Annotated in this window: 23 protein-coding genes and 1 pseudogene; 12 read left to right on the top strand and 12 right to left on the bottom strand. The window is 70.6% G+C overall.

What is annotated here, in order from left to right; genetic code table 11:
* Nucleotides 1-36: 36 nt before the first annotated feature.
* The 4 genes from wecB to H565_RS0102860 all read right to left on the bottom strand — a co-directional run bounded on the left by wecB (nt 37) and on the right by H565_RS0102860 (nt 3,927).
* Complete coding sequence (gene wecB / locus H565_RS0102875) at nt 37-1,179, bottom strand: non-hydrolyzing UDP-N-acetylglucosamine 2-epimerase (protein ID WP_027459713.1); 1,143 nt, start codon at nt 1,177-1,179, stop codon at nt 37-39.
* Nucleotides 1,180-1,236: 57 nt separating this feature from the next.
* Nucleotides 1,237-2,406, bottom strand: coding sequence for an MraY family glycosyltransferase (locus tag H565_RS14135; RefSeq protein WP_034404317.1), 1,170 nt, complete (start codon nt 2,404-2,406; stop codon nt 1,237-1,239).
* Between the two features lie 85 nt (nt 2,407-2,491).
* Complete coding sequence (gene upp / locus H565_RS0102865) at nt 2,492-3,115, bottom strand: uracil phosphoribosyltransferase (RefSeq protein WP_027459712.1); 624 nt, start codon at nt 3,113-3,115, stop codon at nt 2,492-2,494.
* Between the two features lie 104 nt (nt 3,116-3,219).
* Nucleotides 3,220-3,927, bottom strand: coding sequence for a tetratricopeptide repeat protein (locus H565_RS0102860; RefSeq protein ID WP_034408185.1), 708 nt, complete (start codon nt 3,925-3,927; stop codon nt 3,220-3,222).
* 116 nt (nt 3,928-4,043) lie between these two features.
* On the opposite strand from H565_RS0102860, the gene H565_RS14130 reads away from it, so the two are divergent.
* The 8 genes from H565_RS14130 (at nt 4,044) to H565_RS0102820 (ending at nt 10,722) form a co-directional block, all read left to right on the top strand.
* A complete protein-coding gene (locus H565_RS14130; RefSeq protein WP_051363382.1) occupies nt 4,044-6,917 on the top strand; it encodes a hypothetical protein in 2,874 nt (957 codons plus the stop codon).
* Between the two features lie 60 nt (nt 6,918-6,977).
* On the top strand, nt 6,978-7,346 hold the full coding sequence (locus tag H565_RS0102850) for a DUF3208 domain-containing protein (RefSeq protein WP_027459710.1): 369 nt from the start codon (nt 6,978-6,980) through the stop codon (nt 7,344-7,346).
* Nucleotides 7,343-7,555, top strand: a complete 213-nt coding sequence (locus H565_RS0102845) for a hypothetical protein (RefSeq protein WP_027459709.1) — start codon at nt 7,343-7,345, stop codon at nt 7,553-7,555. The genes H565_RS0102850 and H565_RS0102845 overlap by 4 nt, the downstream gene beginning before the upstream one ends.
* On the top strand, nt 7,552-8,136 hold the full coding sequence (locus H565_RS0102840; RefSeq protein WP_034408184.1) for a DJ-1/PfpI family protein: 585 nt from the start codon (nt 7,552-7,554) through the stop codon (nt 8,134-8,136). The genes H565_RS0102845 and H565_RS0102840 overlap by 4 nt, the downstream gene beginning before the upstream one ends.
* Entirely contained in the window at nt 8,085-8,381 is a 297-nt protein-coding gene (locus tag H565_RS0102835) for a hypothetical protein (protein WP_245576151.1), read from the top strand. Before H565_RS0102840 ends, H565_RS0102835 begins: the two co-directional genes overlap by 52 nt.
* A gap of 165 nt (nt 8,382-8,546) precedes the next feature.
* Complete coding sequence (gene hemB, locus H565_RS0102830; protein WP_027459706.1) at nt 8,547-9,539, top strand: porphobilinogen synthase; 993 nt, start codon at nt 8,547-8,549, stop codon at nt 9,537-9,539.
* Nucleotides 9,540-9,620: 81 nt separating this feature from the next.
* On the top strand, nt 9,621-10,160 hold the full coding sequence (locus H565_RS0102825; protein WP_027459705.1) for a cyclin-dependent kinase inhibitor 3 family protein: 540 nt from the start codon (nt 9,621-9,623) through the stop codon (nt 10,158-10,160).
* 70 nt (nt 10,161-10,230) lie between these two features.
* The gene (locus H565_RS0102820; protein ID WP_027459704.1) at nt 10,231-10,722 is read left to right on the top strand and encodes a hypothetical protein; all 492 of its coding nucleotides are present in this window, start codon (nt 10,231-10,233) and stop codon (nt 10,720-10,722) included.
* A gap of 61 nt (nt 10,723-10,783) precedes the next feature.
* Here H565_RS0102820 and H565_RS0102815 read toward each other — a convergent pair whose 3' ends face one another.
* From H565_RS0102815 to sdhC, 4 genes are all read right to left on the bottom strand, one after another.
* The gene (locus H565_RS0102815; protein WP_034408183.1) at nt 10,784-11,536 is read right to left on the bottom strand and encodes a succinate dehydrogenase iron-sulfur subunit; all 753 of its coding nucleotides are present in this window, start codon (nt 11,534-11,536) and stop codon (nt 10,784-10,786) included.
* Nucleotides 11,537-11,638: 102 nt separating this feature from the next.
* Complete coding sequence (sdhA, locus tag H565_RS0102810) at nt 11,639-13,390, bottom strand: succinate dehydrogenase flavoprotein subunit (RefSeq protein WP_027459702.1); 1,752 nt, start codon at nt 13,388-13,390, stop codon at nt 11,639-11,641.
* Nucleotides 13,391-13,412: 22 nt separating this feature from the next.
* Nucleotides 13,413-13,790, bottom strand: a complete 378-nt coding sequence (locus tag H565_RS0102805) for a succinate dehydrogenase hydrophobic membrane anchor subunit (RefSeq protein WP_027459701.1) — start codon at nt 13,788-13,790, stop codon at nt 13,413-13,415.
* Complete coding sequence (sdhC, locus tag H565_RS0102800) at nt 13,790-14,146, bottom strand: succinate dehydrogenase, cytochrome b556 subunit (RefSeq protein ID WP_027459700.1); 357 nt, start codon at nt 14,144-14,146, stop codon at nt 13,790-13,792. The genes H565_RS0102805 and sdhC overlap by 1 nt, the downstream gene beginning before the upstream one ends.
* 310 nt (nt 14,147-14,456) lie before the next feature.
* Between sdhC and H565_RS0102795 the strand changes: the two genes are divergently transcribed.
* The 3 genes from H565_RS0102795 (at nt 14,457) to H565_RS16560 (ending at nt 17,054) form a co-directional block, all read left to right on the top strand.
* Nucleotides 14,457-14,951: a hypothetical protein gene (locus tag H565_RS0102795; protein WP_027459699.1), complete on the top strand. Its 495-nt coding sequence runs from the start codon at nt 14,457-14,459 to the stop codon at nt 14,949-14,951.
* 89 nt (nt 14,952-15,040) lie between these two features.
* Nucleotides 15,041-16,267, top strand: a complete 1,227-nt coding sequence (locus H565_RS14125) for an FAD-dependent oxidoreductase (RefSeq protein WP_051363381.1) — start codon at nt 15,041-15,043, stop codon at nt 16,265-16,267.
* Nucleotides 16,268-16,277: 10 nt separating this feature from the next.
* On the top strand, nt 16,278-17,054 hold the full coding sequence (locus H565_RS16560; protein ID WP_027459698.1) for a hypothetical protein: 777 nt from the start codon (nt 16,278-16,280) through the stop codon (nt 17,052-17,054).
* On the opposite strand, the gene H565_RS0102780 is transcribed toward H565_RS16560, so the two are convergent.
* From H565_RS0102780 to H565_RS0102765, 4 genes are all read right to left on the bottom strand, one after another.
* Complete coding sequence (locus H565_RS0102780; protein WP_027459697.1) at nt 17,041-19,257, bottom strand: AAA family ATPase; 2,217 nt, start codon at nt 19,255-19,257, stop codon at nt 17,041-17,043. The two genes, H565_RS16560 and H565_RS0102780, sit on opposite strands and share 14 nt — an antisense overlap.
* A 100-nt stretch (nt 19,258-19,357) precedes the next feature.
* On the bottom strand, nt 19,358-19,696 hold the full coding sequence (gene clpS, locus H565_RS0102775; protein ID WP_027459696.1) for an ATP-dependent Clp protease adapter ClpS: 339 nt from the start codon (nt 19,694-19,696) through the stop codon (nt 19,358-19,360).
* Nucleotides 19,697-19,813: 117 nt separating this feature from the next.
* A complete protein-coding gene (locus tag H565_RS14120) occupies nt 19,814-20,638 on the bottom strand; it encodes a hypothetical protein (RefSeq protein ID WP_034408181.1) in 825 nt (274 codons plus the stop codon).
* 58 nt (nt 20,639-20,696) lie between these two features.
* Nucleotides 20,697-21,083, bottom strand: coding sequence for a DUF397 domain-containing protein (locus H565_RS0102765; protein WP_027459695.1), 387 nt, complete (start codon nt 21,081-21,083; stop codon nt 20,697-20,699).
* Nucleotides 21,084-21,143: 60 nt separating this feature from the next.
* Here H565_RS0102765 and H565_RS16555 point away from each other — a divergent pair.
* Nucleotides 21,144-21,538: pseudogene (locus H565_RS16555) on the top strand (hypothetical protein); the annotation flags it as partial.

The following is a 21,538-nucleotide window of genomic DNA, read 5'->3' as shown; positions in this document are numbered from 1 at the left end:
GCTGCTGGCCCCTGGGCGCTGGCTGCTGGCTGCTGACTACGCCCAGTTCTCTGGCCGCTCGCCCAGCCCGAACTGCCAGGCCACCGCCGCCGCGATGCGCTGCGCCGCTCGTCCATCCCCATAGGGGTTGCGGGCCGAGCGCATTCGGGCAAGTTCGGCCTCGTCGGCCAGGAGGCGGTCCAGGACCTCGCGCAGGCGCGGGGGGTCATTGCCCGCGAGGGTCAGGACGCCTGCCTCCAGCCCTTCGGGGCGCTCGGTGACGTTACGCAGCACCGCGACCGGGACGCCGAGGGCCGCGCCTTCCTCCTGCAAGCCGCCGGAGTCGGTCGCGAGGAGCGCTGAGGCCGCCATCAAGGGAGCCATCTGCGCGTAGTCCAGGGGGTCCGTGAGTTCGAAGTTGGGCACCTCCGACAGCACCGGGCGCACCGCCTCCTGCACCGCCGGGTTGAGGTGCACCGGATAGACGAAATGGGTGTCCGGGTGGGCGCGGGCCACGTCCGCGAGCGCTCCAGCCATCTCCCGCATCACCGGGAGATTCTCGCGGCGGTGCATGGTGACGGTCACGAGCCGCCCGCCCGCGTCCAACCTCGCTTGCCACTCCGGGCGCAGCGGCACCCGCCCGGCAACCTCGCGCACCGCGTCGACGGCGGTTTGCCCGGTCACAAAAAGGCCCCGCTCGCCTTTGCCCTCCCGGCGCAGGTTCTCGGCGCTGGCGGGGGTGGGGGCAAAATCGAGGTCGCTGAGGACCCCGGTCAGGCGGCGGTTGGCTTCCTCCGGAAAGGGTTCGCGCATGGTCCCGCTGCGCAGCCCCGCCTCGACGTGCCCAACCGGAATCCCCTCGTAAAAGGCGCTGAGGGCCACACAAAAGGATGTGGTGGTATCCCCATGCACGAGGACCATGTCCGCCCCCAGCTCGCGCAGCTTGCGCCCGGCTTGCGGCACGATGCGCCCCGTCAGGTCTGCCAGCGTCTGACGGTCGGTCATGACCTGCAAGTCTTCGTCGGGCGTCAGACCGAAGACGGCGAGCGCCTCGTCGAGCATCTGCCGCTGCTGCCCGGTCGAGAGGATAAGGGGCGTGAGGCCTGGCTGCGCGGCGAGGGCCGAGTACACCGGGGCCATCTTGGTGGCTTCTGGGCGGGTGCCAAAGGCGAGGACGATGCGCTTGGGGGTGTCAGTCATGGAAGGCTCCAGGCGTCAGAAGACGGCCCCGGCGGGGCGGGGCCGGAAAAGGAAAGGTCAGCGGGGGTCGCCCGACGGGGGAGAGGGGGCTGGGCGGGGCGTCTCGCGGCTTTGCTCAAGGCCATGCGCCCGCACCCGGCGATGGGCGACAAACCACAGCAGGAATACGCAAGCCACCACCGTGCCCGCGATGGCCGCCAGCGGCACCCCCTGCGCGAGCATCCCAATCACGCCGCACCACAGGGCCACGGTCCACAGGATGACGGCGGTGCGCCGGGCCGAAGCGGTGCGGGCCAGCACCCGGTGATGGATGTGCGTCTTGTCGGGGTGGCCTAGCGGATTGCGAATGCCCCGTGCCAGCCGTCCAATCACGACTTGAGTGGTGTCCAGGATGGGCAGCGCCATCACCAACAGGGGCACGAGCAGGCTGGCCCCCGCGCTGAACTTGAGGGTCCCCAGGAGGCTTACGGCAGCGAGCGTATAGCCAAAGAGGTACGCCCCCGCATCCCCCATGATGATGCGGCTGGGGTTGAAGTTGTGCCGCAAGTAGCCCAGGGCGGCCCCCGCCAGCCCCGCGAGCAGCACGACCGCCGCCGCCCGGTCGGGAAACTGCGCGGCAGTCACGAGCAGCACCAGGCTCGTGACAAACCCCACACCCCCCACGACCCCGTCGACCCCATCCATCAGGTTGACGGCGTTCGTGAGGCCCACCACCCACAGCAGGGTCAGCGCCACGCTCAGCGGCCCATTGACCGCTTCGGGGAGCACGGGCAGAAATGGAATCGCGTTAAAGTTCAGGACCAGTCCATTGACGACGAGCAGCATCGCCGCGAGCGTCTGCACAATCAGCCGGAAGAGGGGCGAGAGGCCGAACTGGTCGTCGATGAACCCGGTGAGCACGAGCACCGACGCCCCCAGCAAAATCGCGAGCACCTGGATATTGACCTGCTCGATGACGATGGGCCGTAGCGCCCAGGCCACCACCACGCTGACGAGAAAGCCCGCAAATATCGCCAGCCCCCCCGCGTTGGGCAGCGGCTCTTTGTTCAGCCGCCGCTCGTTGGGTTGGTCGGCCCAGCCCACCTTGATGGCGAACTCGCGCACGCGGGGAATAAAGCGCCAGGTAAATAGCCAGGCGGTCAGAAACGTGAGCAGCACGCTCAGAAAGCCGCGCCCGGTGGGGTCGGCAATGCCCAGGGCGGCGGCGAGGTCCCTCAAGGAATCCATAAGCTGACGGGATTGTAAAGGCCCGCCATGAGGAAGGCGACCGACCAAAGATGCAGCCCCCGTCCCCCCTCCCCACTGACCCCCTCTACTTCGTGCCGTAAATCCGGTCGCCCGCGTCCCCCAACCCCGGCACGATGTAGCCGTGGTCGTTGAGACGCTCGTCCACGGCAGCGACCACGATTTCCACGTCGGGATGGTCGCGCTCGATGACGGCTACGCCCTCCGGCGCGGCGAGAATAGACATCAGCTTGATGCTCTGCGCGCCCGCTTCCTTAAGGGCAGCGATGGCCGCGCTTGCGCTGCCGCCCGTCGCGAGCATGGGGTCCGTCAGGAAGACGCGGCGCTCGGCGATGTCAGCGGGTAGCTTGTTGTAGTAGGCGATGGGCTGCAGGGTCTGGGGGTCACGGTAGAGGCCGATATGCCCCACCTTGGCGGCGGGCACCAGGTTGACAATGGCATCGGTCATGACCAGGCCCGCTCGCAAGATGGCGACCAGGGCGAGCTTCTTGCCGCTGAGCATCGGGAACTCGCCCTCTTTGATAGGTGTGCGCAGGCGCGTCGGCGTGACCTCCAGGTCGCGCATCGCCTCGTACGCGAGCAGCATGGACACCTCAGCAGCGAGTTCGCGGAACTCCTTGACCCCGGTATGCACGTCGCGCATCAGGGAGAGTTTGTGCTGAATAAGGGGATGGGTCACAGCCGTGAGCATGGCCCCACGATACCCGGCGGGGGGAGCGGTCAGCTCTCAGCCGTCAGCAATGAAAAGCCCCCGCCGGGGCGAAGGCAGGGGTGCGGCTGGAAGCTGGCGGCTCTTTACAGCCCTGCCAGCGTCTTGCGCGCCTGTTCGAGGTCGCGTTTTTCCCAGAAGGTCTCGGCGGGCAGGCTCACGGCCTTTTCCAGCTGGGTACGGGCAGCGGCCTTGTTGCCCTGGAGGAGCAGGGCGTTGGCGTACTCGATGCGGTGAATGGCCTTGTCGGGTTCCAGGGAGATGGCTTTTTCAAAGTTGGGGACGATTTGGTTTTTCTTCGCGCCCGTCGCCAGGGTGGCGACCGTGCCCTTGGCGACGAGGTTGGCGTGCCACAGCCCCAGCGCCACGTAAGCCGAAGCCATGTTGGGCTTGAGCTTAATCGCCATGTCGAGGTTCTTTTTCATGTCGCCCGCCAGCCCCAGGCTGTTGAGGATGCCGCTGTACTGGGCGAGGCGGCCCTGAGCGCGGGCAAGTTCGAAGTAGGCATCGGCGTTGTTCTTGTCGGCTTCGATGGCCTGACGGGCGTAGTCCTGCGCTTTTTGGAAGAGGGCCTTTTTCGCGCTTTCCGGGCTGATGCCCGCGCCCGCCGTGGTTGCCTCGGCGGCCAGGGCATAGCCCGCGCTCGTCTTCAGGGCGGCAGCGGCAGTGGCGGCTTCCTGCCACTTGCCCTGGTCATAGAGGGCCTGGGCGGCGGCGAGCGACTGGGCCGAGGCATGGGCAGCCACAGCAAGGGCGAGGGTCACGAGGGCGGGCACGGCAAACTTCTGGGACATCAGGGTTCCTCCTGGGAGCTGGACTGTGGGAAAACTGGACCGAGTATACATGGGTCTCTCCGCGCCGTACCTGACCGCCTCGTCAGGCACCGGGGGGGTGCTAGGCTCGGCTCAGCGTGAACTGGAAGGCGACCCTGGCAGACCTGCGCCTGCACCTGCCCCCCTGCCACGAGCCGGGCCGGGGGGTGCGCGGCAGCTTGCGCTGGCTGGAAGCCGAGCTGCGGGCGCGGGGCGGCAATCCGGCGTCGGTGCGCAACATCATCTACCGCGACGTGGGCACCCCCCGCGACAAGGCGCTGCTGCGCGGCATCCTGGTCGACCTCGCGCGGGAAGCGGGTCGCCCGCTGGAAGCCGCCCCCCCCACGCTCCCCCCGCCCGTCCCGCTGCCCCCCGAACTGGAGCTGCTGGGCCGCGCCAAGAAACGCGCTTACAAGCAGTTCCTGGCCGGGGTGCGGGCGGGGCGCTCGCCGCGGCTCGTCGTGACCGGGCGGCCCGGCGCGGGCAAGACGGTCCTCCTCGACCACCTGGAGCGGGCGCTGGCGGGCGTGCCGGGTGTGCAGGTGCGGCGGCTGGGGCTGAGCGGGGACGTGTCGGAGGTGCTGCGCCCCCCTCCCCTGGGCACCTCCTGGGCGGGGCAGGCGGCGGCGCAGGCCGAAGCGGCCCGGCGCGCCCTGCCGCCCGCGCCGGGAGTGCTGCTCGTGCGGGTGACGGCGGACCTGCGCTTTGGGAGAGAGCCGCCCCGCTCGCCCGAAGGCCCCCTTCCTGCCGCGGCCTGGGCTGCCGAACACCTGCTGCGCCGCGCTCCGCCCGGCGTGGCGGTGCTCCTCGCGCTGGAGGACCCGGCGGGACTGCCCCCCGGCGTGGCCGAGGTCATCGAGCTGCGGCCCCCCACCCCCGCCGAGGCGCGGGCGTACCTGATGGCGCGGCTGGGGGTGACCCGCGAGCGGGCCGACGCGCTCGTGCGCGAGACGGGGCGGCACCTCGACCGCCTGACGCTCCTCGCGGCGGGCGGCGAGCCGGACCCGGCGGCTTCCCCCGCCCGCCTCCTCGCGGACCCCGATGTGCGGCAGCTCGCGGCGGCGGTGGCGGCGCTGGGAGAAGGGGTGCTGTGCCCTGACCCCCTCGCCGCGGCGCTGGGGCGGGAGGTGGCCGCTCTGCCCGCCCACGCCCGCGCCCTGCTGCATCCGCAGCCGCCAGGATGGGTGCCCGCCCCGGCCCTCGCCGCCGCCCTTGCGGGGGTGCCCGCCGCCGAGCGGGACGCGGCCCGCCGCCGCCTTTTGGCCGCGCCGCCCTGTCCCGCTCTAGCGCAGGCGCGGCTGGCGGCCTTTGCGGGGCTAGGCGAGTGGGCAGCGCTGGCTCGCTGGCTCGCGGCGTATCCCGACGAGGCACGGCATCTCCCCCCCCTGTGGCCGCAGGTGCGCCGGGGAGCGGCGGGCGAGGTGCGAGAAGCGCTCGCCCGCGCGGTCGCCGCCCACCACGCCGGACGTGGCGAGTATGGCGCGCCCGCCGCACGGGACGCCCTCTTTACCCTGCTGGAGTCAGAGCGCCCGGCGGTGCGGGCCTGGGCACGGGTCAAACTTGCCGAGAGCAGCGTGGATGCGGGCAACTTTGAGGCGGCGGCGGCGGGGCTGGCGCACCCCGACCTTCAGGCGGCCCTCGCCGGACCCCCGGACCCCTGGCAGGCGGCGGCGCAGGCCGACGCCCTCCTCGTTGAGGCAGCGCTGGCCCGCTGGCGCGGCGACCTCGCGGCGGCCACCCGCGCCGTCACCGACCCGCGCACGGCGGCGGGCGGGGCGCGGGCCGAGCTGTGGCGCGGCCTGGTCGCCAAGGACTGCGGCGACTGGGAAGCGGCGCTGCGGGGCCTGCGCGGGGTGCCGGAAACCAGCCCGCTGCTCTTTGCTCGTGCCCGCTACCAGGAAGGTGACCTGCGGCTGCGCCTGGGCCAGCCCCGCGGGGCGCTGGCGGCCCTGAGCGAGGCCGCCGAGCGGCTGGCGGCGGCGGGCGCGAGCGCCGAGGAACAGGCCCGCGCCCATACCCGCGCCGCGACTGCCCTGCGGCGGCTGGGCCGCCCCGCCGAGGGCCTGACCCGCTGGCAGGCGGCCCTGGCGCTCGTGGGGGACCCCACCTGGGACGGCGACGCGTTGCCCCGCGCCCGGCTGCTGAGCGAGGGGGTGCCCCTGCTGCTTGCGCTGGCCCGCCCCGACGAGGCGCTTGCGCTTGCGCTGGAGGCCCGCCGCCTGCTGGCCCGGCCCGGCCCGCGACGCCCCGAAGCCGCCTACCGTACCCGCCGTACCGACTACCGGGTTGCGCTGGCTTATCTCACGCGGGGGGCCGGGCTGCCCTACCTCCAGCCCTTTGCGGGGCCGACGGCGGATCACCCCGACCTCGTCCACGCCCGCGCCCTGCTTGACGCGCTGCTGGCGGTCCCGGTGGCCCCCGGCGACCGCGAGGAAGTGCTGCGCTTTGACCAGTACCTCAGCCGCGCCCTGGCCGACCCTGACCCCCGGCGGGCGCTGGGCTTTACCGAGCGGGCGCTGGCGATGACCGACCACCCCTACGCGGGGGCGCAGGCGTGCGCTCTGCACGCCGAGGCGCTGCTGCGGGCGGGCCAGCGCGAGGAGGCCCTGGGGCACATCAACCGCGCCCACGCCCTCTTGCGCCGGGTGCAGACCGGACTGCCCGGCCCTCCGGACGCTGACCCCGGCCTCACGGCGGGGCTGCTCGCGCTCGAAGCCCGCGCGACCATTCGGGACGGCCTGCCCACCCTGCGTTGGCTGCGCGGGGCACTCGCCGCCGACCCCGCGCTCGCCCCCTTTTGCTCCGGCGTGTGGCGTGAGGCGGGCCGGGCGCTGGAGGCAGAGCACCCCCGCCCCGCCGAGGTGCTGCGGGCACTGCACCCCACCTGGGAGGGGGGGCCGTGGCGGGTGAGGGACGCATTGGTGTTGCTGGAAACCGGAGACGGGGTGGGGCCACCGGGCCGCCTTCCATGAACGGAGTCGGGGGAAGGCCGTGGGGCGAGGGCCGGGCCGCAGGGGGTATGCTGCCCCCTGATGACCGCTCCTGAAGAGTCCAGCGACCCTGCCGGAACTGGCCGCGCCGCCGTGCGCCTGTTGCAAGGCTACCTGTGGCATCCGCAGACCCTGGACGTGGACCTCGAACAGTTTCTGACCCACGACCTCGACGAGGCGCACGTGCTGTGGGACCCGGTGCAGCCGCCCTTCGCTTTCTTTGAGAATGGCGAGCCGACCGCCTCCCAGACCTTTTACCAGTTCACCGTGCTGCGCCTCTACGACGAGAAGCCGGAGTCGGGTGCGCTGCACGCCCATGCTGAGGCTGCCAGCCAAGCCCTCGGCCCGTTGCTGGAGGCCACACCCCCCGGCGTGGGCTGGCAACTGTGGGAGGACCTGCGCGAGCTATGACCGCCGAGCGACGCGGCCCCGACTGGCTGGACTTGCAAGCAGAAGGCGACCCCCACCCCCGCCGCTTTGACGCGCCGGACACCCTGCGCGGCTACCTCCTCAAGGTCGAGCGCCTCTCGCCGGAGGCCGCCGCCCTGCTGCTGGAGCGCGGCGAGGTCGGCCCCCCCCACGCCCGCCGGGGCTACCGACTGGAGCGGCTGCGGCGATGACCGGGGTGCCTGCCGGGGAGGGGACTGCCCCCGAAGGTCCGGTCGTCGCCATTCCCGTCTATGCCGGGGTCAGCGAACTGGAACTCGGCATCATGATGACCGTCTGCCGCCTGTGCGGGGGCGAAGGCCGGGTCCGCACGGTGAGCCGCTCGCGGGCCAGCCTCGTGACCGCCGGGGGGCTGGTGAGCACGCCCCACGTCCTGTATGCCGCCCTGCCCGAACCCGCCGCCCTCCTCATCCCCGGTGGTCCCGGCGCAGCGAAGGCGGCCCGCGACCCCCTGCTGCGCGAGTTTCTGGCCGGGCACGCGGCGCTGCCCACGGGCGCGAGCGGCACGGGGCTGCTGCTGTGTGGCGCGGCGGGCACCCTGTCGGGCCGGGGGGTGGGTGGCCCCGCCGACCTCGCGGACACCCTCTGGGGCTACGGCCCCGCCGACGTGCACCCCGGCGAGGTGGTCACGGACGGCCTCCTGACGACCGCCCCTTCTGGCCTCCCCGCCCTGCACGCGGCCCTCGCGGTGGCCGCTCACCTGTGGGGGGAGGCCGCGGCGCAGGAGGCCGCCACTCGCTTGGGTCACGCCTGAGGGCGGGTGGAGAGGAGGCGGGCGAGTTCGTCACCCGCCCGCAGGCGCCGGACGGGGCCACCCTCGCCGTCCTGCTGGAGGTGCCGGGGGGTGCTCGCCTCAGCGCCGCACACGGCCAGGACGCGGCGGGCCGCCCCCGCGTGGTCATCGCGCTCGCCCACCCCGACCCCGAAGTCGTCGCCCGCACTCGGCAGAACCTGCTGCGGGCGTGCCGGGCGCGGGGGGTGCGGGCGTTTGTCGTCTGATGCGGGTTCCGTCCGCGTTTCCCACCTTTCGGGAGAGCGCCCAACAGGTCGCGCGTCCGCTCGGACCTGAATCCCTGCGGTGCCGCTTTGGTCAGAGTCTGAAGGGTAGGGCGCCTCGGCCCCGCCCCCCATTTCTCCCGCGCCCGCTGCGCTAGCCTGCCTCCCATGTTGGAGCGTCCCCGTCGCCTGCGCCGCAGCGCTGGCTTGCGTGCCCTGACCCGCGAGGTGAGCCTCGCGCCGCGGCACTTCATCCATCCCATCTTCGTCCACGAGGAAGAGGGTGAAACCCCCATCGCCACCATGCCCGGCGTAAGCCGCCACTCGGTTGCGGGAGCGGTCGCCCAGGCGCGGGAAGCGCTGGAGCTGGGCATTCTCAGCGTCATCCTCTTTGGCATCCCCTCCGCCAAGGACCCCCAGGGCAGCGGAGCCTACGCCGAGGGCGGCGTCATCCAGCGGGCGGCGGCGGCGCTCAAAGCGGAGCTGCCGGGCCTCACGGTCATCGCCGACACCTGCCTGTGCGAGTACACCGACCACGGCCACTGCGGGCCGCTGTGCCAGACCGGGGGGGGCGACTGGACGGTCGACAATGACGCTGCCCTGGAACTGCTCGCCCGCACCGCTGTCTCGCAGGCCCGCGCCGGGGCGGACGTGGTGGCCCCCAGCGCGATGATGGACGGGCAAGTGAAGGCGATTCGGGCGGCCCTCGACGCGGCGGGGTTCGCGCATGTCCCGGTGATGAGCTATGCCGTCAAGTACGCTTCGGCCTACTACGGCCCCTTCCGTGACGCGGCGGGCAGTGCGCCCAGCGTGGGGGACCGCGCCACCTACCAGATGGACCCGGCGGGCGGCGAGCGTGAGGCCCTGCGGGAAGCTCGCCTGGACGCCGAGCAGGGCGCCGACTTCCTGATGGTCAAGCCCGCCCTGGCCTACCTCGACATGCTGCGGGCACTGCGTGAGCACTTCGACCTGCCCCTCGTCGCCTACAACGTCAGCGGCGAATATTCGCTCATCAAGGCGGCGTCCCAGGCCGGATACCTGGACGAGCGCCGCACGGTTCTCGAAACCCTCACCGCGATGCGCCGCGCCGGGGCCGACGCCATCATCACCTATCACGCGCTGGATGCGGCGCGATGGCTCCAAGAGAGAGTGAGCCTATGACAACAAATCAAGAAAGGCGAGCGGCCGCCCGTGAGCCTGAGGCCACCAAGAGAGAGTGAGCCTATGACAATAAATCAAGACATGACCAGCGCTGCTTCCCCGCTGCGGGTGGACTGGGTGGACACCGGGCTGTGGCCGGGCCGCCTGGGCCTCACCATCGCCCCCGGCAAGAAGGGCGCGAGCCTCTACCAACCCGGCGTGACCCACGAGCGCGACCTGGAAGCCGACCTCACGCGCCTTGCCCAAGAGGGGGTCACCGTCCTCGCACCCCTGCTGGAGGACCACGAGTTTGAGCTGTTGGGGATTCCTGACTATCACGAGCGGGCCGCAGAGCGCGGGCTGACGCTGGTGGGCTGCCCCATCCGCGACGTGGACGTGCCCCGCGACCTGGCGACCTTTGAGGCCTTTCTCGACGAGCTGATGGAGCACCTCCTCGATGGCCGCGCCGTCGCCCTGCACTGCCGGGGCGGGCTGGGCCGGGCGGGAGTGGTGGCCGCCTGCCTCCTCGTCCGAGCGGGGATGCCCCCGGAGCAGGCCATCCTCCGCGTGCGCGAGGCCCGCCCTGGGGCCATCGAGACGGCGGCGCAAGAGCAGTTTGTGCGCGACTTCGCAGAGCGGTAGGCACGGCTGGTCCGGGCCAGGGTGTGGCGGGCGTCACCAACCCCCCGCCCCACCGGACTACGCTGGGGCCATGAAACAGTTCGCTGCCGTGGCCCTGGCCGCGCTGCTGGCCGCTTGTGCGCCCGCCTTTACAGCGACGCCGCCGGGACGGGTCGTCAACGCCGCGACCGGGCAGGAAGGCACCGTTACCTTCACGCCGGGAAGCCTGCGGCCCGGCCTCCCCGCTGCGGGGCCAGACAACGTGACCCTCAGCATCGGCGGGCAGACCTACACGGGCCGCGTGGTCGTCCTGGAGGGTGCCCTCGCTGCAGCCCCCCCTCCCCTCACGCTCAGCGTGGCGGTGGGCGGCACGGCGGGCGCGGGCGGCACCAGTTTCGGCTGGGGCGCTCGCCTCGGCCCTGCCCCGACCCCCCAGGGCACCCTGCGCACGGGCAGCCTGATTGCCCGCACCGCTGGCCCCACGTCCCGCACCCTCACTTGCACCCTCACCGTGGACGAGCGTGAACGCGGTTACGGGGAGTGTCGGGACGAGGCGGGGGTGCGGTACGTGATGCAGTTCTGAGCGTCGAGGAGCAAAAAAAGAAGCAGAGGTCTGGTGGCCTCTGCTTCTCGCGTGTGGGACCTTACGATTGCTGGTACATCACCGCCCGCTTAACTTCCTCGATGATGGTGGTGATCGGAATGTCGCGGGGGCAGGCTTCGGTGCAGTTGTAGGCGGTGCGGCAGCGCCAAACGCCCGTGTTCTGGTTCATGATGTTCAGGCGCTGATTGGTGGCCTCGTCGCGGCTGTCAAAGATAAAGCGGTGGGCTTGCACGATGGCCGCCGGGCCGAGGTACGAGCCGTTCACCCAGAAGATGGGGCAGGAGGTCGTGCAGCAAGCGCAGAGGATGCAGTTGCTGGAGTGCGCCATGCGCTCGGCCTGTTCGGGCGATTGCAGCCGTTCCCCAGCGGGCGGTGGCGACTCGTTGATGAAGTAGGGCATGATGGCCTTGTAGGCATCGAAAAAGGGTTCCATGTCGGTGAGCAGGTCTTTTTCGACTTTGAGGCCCCGAATCGGTTCAATCGTGAGGGTGCCGCCATCTTTGACCACGTCCCGCAGCAGCGCCTTGCAAGCGAGGCGGTTGCGGCCCGCAATCATCATCGCGTCGCTGCCGCAGATGCCGTGCCCGCACGACCGACGAAAGGTCAGGCTGGGTTCGACATACCACTTGATGTAGTTCAGCACGTCCAGCACGCGGTCACTGGGCTGCGCCTCGACCGGATAGGTCTCCCAGTGCGGCTTTTTGTCGGTCTCTGGATTGTAGCGCAGGATTTTGACCTTCACGCGCATGGGGGGCGTGGTGTGGGTGTTTTTCGGAATGTGCTGTTCTGCCATGTCTCTGTTCCTCTGAGGGGCGTGTGGCCTGTCGCTGGTGGCTTGTGAAAAAAGAGAGTGTTCTCTTCTTGACAAGCCACGCGCCACGCGCCACACGCCTCCTTAGTACACGCGGGCTTTCGGCTCGAAGGCGTGGGTGTACCCCTTGAGGGCCACGTCCTTGTAGCCGATGAGCACCTCGCCGGGCTTGTTCAGGTTCTTGTAGGCCATGGTGTGCTTGAGCCAGTTGCGGTCGTCGCGCTCCGGGTAATCCTCGCGGTCGTGGGCGCCGCGCGATTCGGTGCGGTTCAAGGCACTGGCGGTCATGGCCTCCGCACAGTCGAGCATAAAGCCGAGTTCCATCGCCTCGATCAGCTCACTGTTGTAACGGCGGCTGGGGTCCGACACGCTCACGTGGCGGTAACGGTCCTTGAGGTCCGCAATGATTTCGACCTGCCGCGCCATGTCCGGGCCGTTGCGGAAGATGCCGACGTTGTTCATCATCGACTCTTGCAGCTCGCGGCGAATCACGGCGGCGCTTTCCTTGCCGCTCGCTCCCCGTAGGGCTTCCAGCATGGCGACGCTCTCGCGCTCTGGGGCGGCGGGCATGTCGGCGTATTCGACCTGCCGGGCGTACTGGGCGGCGGCGGTTCCGGCGCGGCGGCCAAAGACAATCAGGTCGCCCAGGCTGTTGGTGCCCAGGCGGTTGGCCCCGTGCAGGCTCACGCAGGCCTGCTCGCCCGCCGCATACAGGCCCTCAATGCTGCCGCCCGCGCCGTCGCTGAGGCACAGCCCGTTGATGTCGGTCGGGATGCCGCCCATCGCGTAGTGGGCGGTGGGCTGAATCGCCACGAGGTCCTTGACCGGGTCTTGGCCCAGGTAGGTCCGCGCCAGGTCGGTGATTTCCGCGAGCTTGCCTTCAATGACCTCCCGCGGCAGGTGCGTCAGGTCGATGTGGACGGCATCCTTGTCTGGGCCGACGCCCCGGCCTTCCCGGATTTCGGTGATGATCGAGCGCGAGACGATGTCGCGGGGTGCGAGGTCCTTGATGGTGGGCGCGTAGCGTTCCATAAAGCGCTCGCCCTCCGAGTTGCGCAAGATGCCCCCCTCGCCGCGAATGCCTTCGGTGACCAGAATCCCCAGCTTGGCCAGCCCCGTGGGGTGGAACTGATAGAACTCCATGTCCTCCAGCGGCAGGCCCTTGCGGTAGTAGATGCTCATGAGGTCGCCCGTCAGGGTGAGGGCGTTCGACGTGATTTTGAAGATGCGTCCGTACCCGCCCGCCGCGAGCACCACCGCCTTGGCGTGGAAGGTGTGAATTTCTCCGGTTGCGTAGTGGTAGGCCACCACGCCGCGGCAACGCCCCTCCTCGATAATCAGGTCAGTGACGTGAAACTCGTTGTAGAAGGTGGTGCCGTTCTTGACGTTCTGCTGGTAGAGCGTCTGGAGAATCATGTGCCCGGTGCGGTCTTGGGCGTAGCAGCTGCGCTCGACCGCTGCTTTGCCAAACTCGCGGGTGTGGCCGCCGAACTTGCGCTGGGCAATCTTGCCTTCCGGCGTGCGCGAGAAGGGCAGGCCCATGTGCTCCAGTTCGTACACCGCGTCGATGATGTCCTTGGCGAACACCTCGGCGGCGTCCTGGTCCGTCAGGTAGTCGCCCCCCTTGATGGTGTCGAACATGTGCCATTCCCAGTGGTCCTCTTGCACGTTGCCGAGCGCCGCGCCAATGCCCCCCTGCGCGGCACCGGTGTGCGAGCGGGTCGGGTAGAGCTTGGTGATGCAGGCGACCGAAACGCCTCCCTTGGCGGCGTAGAGGGCGGCCATCAGTCCTGCGCCGCCCGCTCCCACCACCAGTACATCGAAACGATGGTGCATGTCTTATTCCGTCCTTTGCGCCTTAAATCGAAAACAGCCCAACGGTGCCGAGCGTAAAGATGACCGCGCTGATGGTGTAGAAGATGGTCTTGACCCACGCCCGGTTGGGCCGCGAGCGCACGTAGTCCTCGATGGAGTACCGTGCCCCGTTCACCCCGTGCAGCATGGTGAGGGCCAAGATGGTCCAGTCATAGAACTTCCAAGCCGGATTTTGCAGCTTGGCCACGACCGCCGTGTAGGTGGCGTCCGACTCGCTGACCTGGATAAAGGTCATGTAGATGTGTCCCAGCACCAGAAAGACCAGAATCAGGCCGCTGATGCGCATGAAAATCCACCAGTTCAGCTCGGCGTTGGAGTGCGCTTGGGCGCGAGCATCGGTAAAGGTGCGGGCGCGAATCATCAGTAGCCCCCCAGGATGCGCGGGATGTTCACCCAGGCGGTGTAGGCGGTGGCCAGCAGCGTCAAGCCCAACACCCCGTACCACATCTGACGTTGGTAAGCCACGCCCCGCCCGGTAAAGTCCATCACCATAATCCGCAGGCCGTTGAGGGCGTGATAGACCACCCCGGCGGTCACGAAAATCAGACCGACCCGGAAGGGCCACAGGTCATAGGTGTGGTGCACCGCCATGTAGACGTCCTCGCCAAACATAATCAGGCTGATGCTGACCACGTGCAGCAGGAAATACGCCAGAATCGCCAGCCCCGACAGGCGGTGAAGCAGCCACGCCCACTGCCCTTCTCTTCCTCGGTACATTCCCTCAGTCCTCCTCTTGTGCGGGGCCTCCCCTGCGGACAGCAGGTTGGGGGCCGCGGCGTGCCCGGCGGGCGTCCCCCCCTTTCGGCTCCCCGCGGGGAAGCAGCCGCACCGCGCCGTTGCAGACAGGCCACACGATACCACCGCCCGCTGGCACCGCGTCGCGTCGCGTCCAGGTTCGTGCTGTTGCCCCGCGGATGCCCGTTTACTGTAGGGCAGTCGCCCCCCCGCCCGCTGACGCCAACCCCACAGTCTGCGCGGCCTGCGGTCTTCTGTGGCAGCTCTCGCCCGAACGCGCTAGGGTGCCCCCATGACGCGGCCCGACGCGCAAGACTCCTCGCCCGCCCCCTCCGCCCCTGAGGTGGAATACCTCCGCAAGCTCTCGCTGGCGATTCTGAGCACCCTCCAGGCCAAGGGGGTGCTGAGCGCCGACGAGGTGGACGCGGTTCTGATTGCGGCCCGCCGCGCCGCGCAGGGGGTCCCGGCCACGCCCGCCTCTCCCTTGCCCGCCCCCCAGACTCCGGCCCTCAAGGTCACGGTGCAGCCCGCCCCGCCCCTGACCTTCCACGCCCACGCCCGCGCCCCGCGCCCTGACCCCGAAGCCCCCCCCACGGACGTCCCAGACGCGGCAGCGCAGGCCCCCGCCGCACCCCAGGACGACGCCCCCGTCCCCTCACCGATCGTCATCGGCCCAGAAGACGCGGAGGTGACGGAGCAGGCAGGGGCGGAGGCCGGAGAGGCGCAGGCAAGGGCGAGTGAGACCCCGCCCGCCACCGTGCCGACGTTTGACCTCAAGCTGGAGTGACGGCCCCTGGGCAGAGGGGGGGAGCAGCCCGCCCCCCCCCGCAGCATTCCTTACACCCTGACCCGCCCTCCCGAACCAGAATGCCCGCCATGTCGCGGGGGGTGGGGAACGTGTGCATCGTGGGGGGAGGCCCAGCGGGGATGATTCTGGCGCTGCTGCTGGCCCGGCAGGGAATCGAGGTCACCGTGTTGGAGGCGGCGGGCGACTTTCAGCGGAAGTTCCGGGGCGACACCCTGCACCCCGCCATCATGGAACTGCTCGCCGGACTGGGGCTGGCCGCGCCCGTCCTGGGGCTGCCGCACACGCGGGCGCACCGGGCACGGCTCGTGCGCGAGGAGGGCACCCAGGTCCTCGCGGACTTCTCGCGGCTGCGGACCCCTTACCCCTACCTCACGGTGATGGCCCAGTCGCGCTTCCTGAGCTTCCTCGCCGCTGAACTGGAACGGTATGGGCACGCGCGGGTGGTCATGGGGGCGCGGGTGGAGGGCCTGCTGGAGGAAGGCGGCGCGGTGCGGGGCGTGCGCTACCGCCGGGCCGGAGAACTGCACGCCCTGGCCGCCGTGCTGACCGTGGGGGCGGACGGGCGCTTTTCCAAGGTGCGCGACCTCGCCGGATTGCCGTTGCGGCGACTCTCGCCGGGGCAGGACGTGCTGTGGTTCTCGCTGCCCCGCCATGCGGACGACCCCGGCGGCAGCATCGACCTGCACCTGCGCGGCGGGCACTGCATCGTGACCACCGACCACGGCGAGCGCTGGCAGGTGGGCTATTCCATCCGCAAGGGCAGTTACGCGGCGGCGCGGGCGGCGGGCGTGGTCCCCATTCGAGAGGCGGTCGCCGCGACGGTGCCCTGGCTGGCCGAGCGGGTGCAGGTCCTGACCGAGTGGCGCGAGGTGCACCTTCTCGCCGTGGAGGTCGCCCGCGTGCGGCGCTGGTGGCGGCCCGGCCTGCTGCTGGTTGGGGACGCGGCACATCCCATCTCGCCGATTGGCGGGCTGGGCATCAATATGGCCGTGCAGGACGCGGTCGCTGCCGCCAACCTGCTGTGCGATCCCCTTCGCGGGGGGCGGCTGCGGCCCCGGCACCTCGCCCGCGTGCAGCGGCGGCGGGCCTGGCAGATTGCTCTGCTCCAAACCCAACAGGTCATTGAGGAACGGGAGATAGAGGGCCTCGACGGTGCCCAGCCGCTGCACGTCCCCACCCTGCTGCTGCAGCTGCTTCAGGGCGTGCCGGGCCTTCAGGGAGTTCCCGGTTACGTGACCGCCTACGGCCTAAAGCCCGAACGGCTGCGGGCGCGGTGGCAGGAGGCCCGGCGGTAGCCTGCGCCATATGGCCCGATACGCCCGCTTTGCCCAGGCGCAGTTCGCCCTCTGGCCCGACGAGGGATTGCTGGAGGCGGTCGCCTCCTTTCCCGGCGACTGGATGAGCATCCTCCGCACCGACCTCGACCATCGCCGGGGCCGCCTGACGGTGGACCTCGCGGACGAGTTTTACCGCGCGTCCGAGGAGGACGGTTGGACGGTGGGACCGGACGGGAAGCCCGACCCCCGGCACCATGACCGCCTGCTGCGCCTGACCTGGGAGAGCCGGTTCGAGGGCCACACCCACTTCTCCAATCAGGTGTTCGCGCTGGAAAGCTACGACGAGTTCTACGCGGGACCGTATGGCACCTTTCACCCGGTGAGGCAGGGCCTCCCCCAGTCCTGGCTGTACGAGGTGGTCAACGACCCCAGCCCCTGGATTACCGAGATGCTGGAGGAGAACGACAACACCGACGTGTTTCCGCCCTACGGAGTGCCCGTCGCCGTGAGTGAGCGCGAGCGACGTCGCAACCCTCACCTGAAGCCGACTGGACGCTTCTTCCCGGAGGATGCGCGGCCTGAAGACATTGGACGGGGCACGGACTTTTTCTGGCCTGGCCCTCCGCCCTCTACCCCAGCCGAATGGGAGGAGCGGCAGGGCCACTTCGGGCAACTCTGGCGGGTGCAGTGGGAGGCCACCCGCCGCCGCCCACGCTACCGCCACCTCCTGATTGCGTCGGGCACGCACCTTCTGGAAGTGCTCTGCGAGGACCTCCCGACCTGGGAATGGGTCAGCGGAAGCTGAAGCCCTCGCCGTCCGCGTCCACCGTCACCGCGCCGCCGCCGCTGAGCCGCCCGAACAGCAGCTCGTCGGCCAGGGGGCGCTTCACCCGTTCCTCGATCACGCGGGCGAGGGGCCGCGCCCCCATCACGGGGTCGTAGCCCAGCAGCGCGAGCCGGGCGCGGGCAGCGGGCGTGACCGTGAGCGACACGCCGCGCTCGGCGAGTTGCTCCTCCAACTGCCGCAGAAACTTGTCCACCACGCTGGCCATGACCTCCCGCGAGAGGGGCCGGAAGTGAATCACGGCGTCGAGGCGGTTGCGGAACTCTGGGGTGAAGGTGCGCTTCACCGCCTCGGCTTCCTCCCCGGCGCGGCCCTCGCGCGAGAAGCCCAGGGCCGGGCGGCTGGCGTCGGCAGCGCCCGCGTTGGTGGTGTAGATGACCAGCAGGCCGCGCCCGTCCACCTTCTTCCCGGTGTGGTCGGTCAGGGTGCCGTGGTCCATCAGTTGCAGGAAGAGGTTGTAGACGTCGGGGTGCGCCTTTTCTATCTCATCGAGCAGCAGCACCGCGTGCGGGTGCTTCGCCACCGCGTCGGTCAGGAGGCCGCCCTGGTCGAAACCCACGTAGCCGGGGGGTGCCCCCACCAGCCGCGCGACCGTATGCGCCTCCTGGTACTCGCTCATGTCGAAGCGCAGCAGCTCCACGCCCAGGCGCTCGGCCAGGGCGCGGGCCAGCTCGGTCTTGCCCACCCCGGTCGGCCCCGCGAAGAGGAAGGCCCCCTGGGGCTTGTGCGGGTCGCGCAGCCCGGCGCGGGCGAGCTTGACGGCGCTGGCGACCGCCTTCACCGCCGCATCCTGCCCGAACACGCGGGCCTTCAGGTCAGCCTCCAGCGTGGCGAGCGACTGCACCTCCTCGGCCTTCACCGCACCGACGGGTACGCGGGCCATCCGCGCCACCGTCGCCTCGATGTCGGCCTCCCCGACCTCGCCGCCCTGCCCCGCCGCAGAGCGGGCCGCCCCCGCCTCATCGAGCACGTCAATCGCCTTGTCGGGGAGGAAGCGGTCGCGCAGGTGCCGGGCCGAGAGCCGAACGGCGGCCCGCAGCGCGTCGTCCGTGTACGTCACCCCGTGGTGCGCCGCGTAGCCGGGGGCCAGCCCGCGCAGGATGGCGAGGGCGTCCTCCTCGGACGGTTCAGGCACCTCCACCGTCTGAAAGCGCCGCCACAGCGCCCGGTCCCTTTCCAGGTGCCGCAGCTCGGCGGGCGTGGTGGCCCCCAGCACCCGCAGCCGCCCCCGCGCCAGCGCAGGCTTGAGCAGGTTCGCCGCGTCCACGCTGCCGCCCTCGGTGGCCCCGGCCCCCACCAGCGTGTGCAGCTCGTCGATGAAGAGGACCGCGTTCTGCCCGTCCAGCGCGGCGAGCACCGCCTTGAGCCGCCCCTCGAAGTCGCCCCGGTAGCGCGTTCCGGCGAGCAGCGCTCCCAGGTCGAGGGCGTAGACGGACGCGCCCCGCAGGAAACCGGGGGCCTGACCATCCGCCACCCGCTGCGCCAGCCCTTCTGCCAGCGCGGTCTTGCCCACGCCGGGTTCGCCCACGAGCACGGGGTTGTTCTTGGTGCGGCGGGCCAGGATATGCACCATCCGCTCCAGCTCGGCCTCGCGCCCGACGACCGGGTCGAACTCTCCGGCCCGCGCCTGCGCGGTGAGGTCGGTCGCGTAGGCCTCTAGCGGGTTTGGCTCGGCGGCTTCCGCAGCAGGGGCGTCGCCGTCCACGCCCGCCGTTCGGCGCTCGCGCTCGCGGCCCGGTACCTTCGCGGCCCCGTGAGACACGTAGGCGAGCACGTCCAGCCGGGTCACCCCCTGCGCTTCCAGCGCGGCGCGGGCGGGCGAGTCTTCTTCCTCCAGCAGCTCGGCGAGGACGCGGGCACCGTCCGCCTGCTCGTGGCCCTTGCCGCTCGCGTGCAGTTGCAAGACGGCCCCCTGCACCACCCGGTGCACCCCCAGGGTGAAGTCCGGTTCGCGGCCCTCCACCCGCTCCAGGCCGTCCAGCAGCGCTTGCAAGTCGTCGCGCAGCCGCTCGACGTCGCAGCCGACCGCCAGCAGCACCTCCCGCGCCTCCGGGTCGTGGGTCAGCGCCAGCAGCAGATGCTCCAGCGTGACGTACTCGTGCCCGGCCTCGCGGGCGTAGTCGGCGGCACGGCCCAGGGTGACTTGAAGGTGGTCGCCAATCATGGGCGGGCCTTCAGGTAGAGGGTCGAAGGGGCGAGAGGTCGAGGGGTCGAGAACCCGCTCCCCCCGCCTCCTCGGCGGCTCGACGTCTTGACCAGCCTCTTCATTCCCCCGCCTCCGGCTCGGCCACCAGCCGCAGCGGATAGCCGTGCCGCCGGGCCTCGGCGGTCACCTGCGCGACTTTGGTCTCGGCCACGTCGCGGGTATAGACCCCGGCCACGCCCTGCCCCTTGTGATGCACCGCGAGCATGATGAGCTGCGCTTCTTGATCGGACTTGCGGAAGTAGCGCTCCAGCACCATGACCACGAAGTCCATCGGCGTGTAGTCGTCATTGAGGAGCAGCACCCGGTACAGCCGGGGCCGTTGCACCCGCGTGCGCTCCAGCGTCTGCGTGCCCCCCTGCTGGCCCGGTGGGGTGGGGTCGGCGTCCCTGCGCGTCATGGGGGGAGTCTAGCGGGGCAGGGGAGAGGGGGGCCGGGGCAGTGCTCACGGTCGGGGAGGGGAGACAAAGAAGACCTCCCCGCGTGGAGAGGCCCTCTTGTGCGTCTGGCGGACGGGTCACATCTTGCGGCCCGCGTCCTTGAGGTCGCTGCGCACTTCGTCGGAGGCCTTTTTCGTCTCGTCGAGGGCCTGCTGCACGAGGCGCTGCATGTCGCTGGCCCCCTCCTGAGCGTCGGCCTTGGCTTGGGTCGCGGCCTGCCCTGCGCCGTGCTTCAGGTCCTGAGCCTTGTCCCGCGCTTGGTCGGCGGCGTGCTGGGCAGCGTGCTGGGCGTCCTGGGCGACTTCCTTCGCCCGGTCTGCCGCTTGGCTGGCCCCGGCCCTCACATTCTCCGCAGCGTCTTTGGCGTCGGCCTTGAGCTGCCCCGCGGCCCGCTCTGCGTCCCGCTTCAGCTCCTGGGCCTTGTCCTGGGCGGCGTCCTTGGCCTGATTTAGCGCCTGCTGCGCGTCCCGCTGGGCGTCCTGAGCAGCGTCCTTCAGCTCCGCGCCCACATGCTGACCCTCGCGCCCCGCCGTCTGGGCCACGTCACGGGCGGCGTCCTTCGCCTCGGCGGCAGCGCCCTTCACGGCGTCCCCCGCCTCGCCCGCAACTTCCTTGGCCTTGTCCACGGCGGCCTGCATTCCGCCGTGCTGGGCGGCTTCCTTCACCTCCTGCGCTTTGTCCGCAATCACGTGCCCGGCGCTCGCGGCGGCGTCCTTGGTCTTCTCCCACCCCTGGCTGACCTTTTCGCCGACATTTTCGGCGGCGTCCTTGAGGCCGAGTTCGGCGAGCTTGGCATCGAGCGCCCGGCGGTTTTGCTCGCGGCTGAGGTAATAGGCTCCCGCGCCAATCAGGGCACCGAGCAGCAGGAGGCGTTTGGTCGGAAAGTGGCTCTTGTGCGACATGAAGTGCAGCCTAGGCCTCCTGCTCTCATGAATGGATGAGGGGGACCTCAGCCCGGATTCACCCCGCCGCGCCGGGCAGCAGGCCCAGCCGCCGCGCCAGCCCTTCGGCGAGCAGCCACTCTTCGGGTTCTGTGGTGCCACTCACCCGCACCAGGACGCACCCCCGGTCGAGGTAAAAGGCGACAATCTTGGCCCAGGCTTCCTCCTCGTCCGCCGCCGTCTCCTCCAGGTCCTCCAGGGTGCCCCACAGGTCGCCGTCCACCTCGGCGCTGCGCAGGGCCTCGGCGTGCCCGCTCAGAACATAGGCGTCTACGGCCTCTTCGGGGGAGTACGTTTCGCCGGGAGCACGCAGGTCAAGGCGGTCATCCCGCTCGTAGAGGCGGGCCAGGAAAGCCTCCCATTCGTCGGGGGTCAGGGTGAGAACCGGGGCCGTGGGGTCGTTCATGGGGGCAGTGTAAGGGGGGGACGGAAGCGGCGGGCGGGCGGCCCGGCCTACACTGCGGCCATGCCGAAACAAGCTGGGCCGAACCGAGCTGGTCTGTTTGCCCCCAGGAGTCCCCTGCGGGCGGCGCTCCTTTTTGCCGCGCTGCTGCTCGTGACGGTCGCCGCGCTCGCGTTGCTGGGCGAGGCGGCGGCGCAGTCGGGCGGCGGCTTTGGCGGCAGCAGCAGCGGGGGCGGCTTTGGCGGCAGCAGTGGGGGGGGCAGCTTCGGCGGAGGCGGCGGGTATGGAGGCGGCTACGGTGGGGGATATGGCGGGGGCTACGGCGGAGGGTACTCCGGCCCGATCATCATCGGCGGGGGCGGTTTCGGCATCGTTGGGCTGCTGCTGTTCGGGTTCGTGATGATGAGTGTGCTGGGGTTCATGCGCCGCAGCATGGCGGGCGGGGCGCGGGGTCTGGC

It is taken from the genome of Deinococcus murrayi DSM 11303, from assembly GCF_000482805.1.
Taxonomy (GTDB): Bacteria; Deinococcota; Deinococci; order Deinococcales; family Deinococcaceae; genus Deinococcus; species Deinococcus murrayi.
This window is presented reverse-complemented; position numbering and strand designations above follow the sequence as displayed.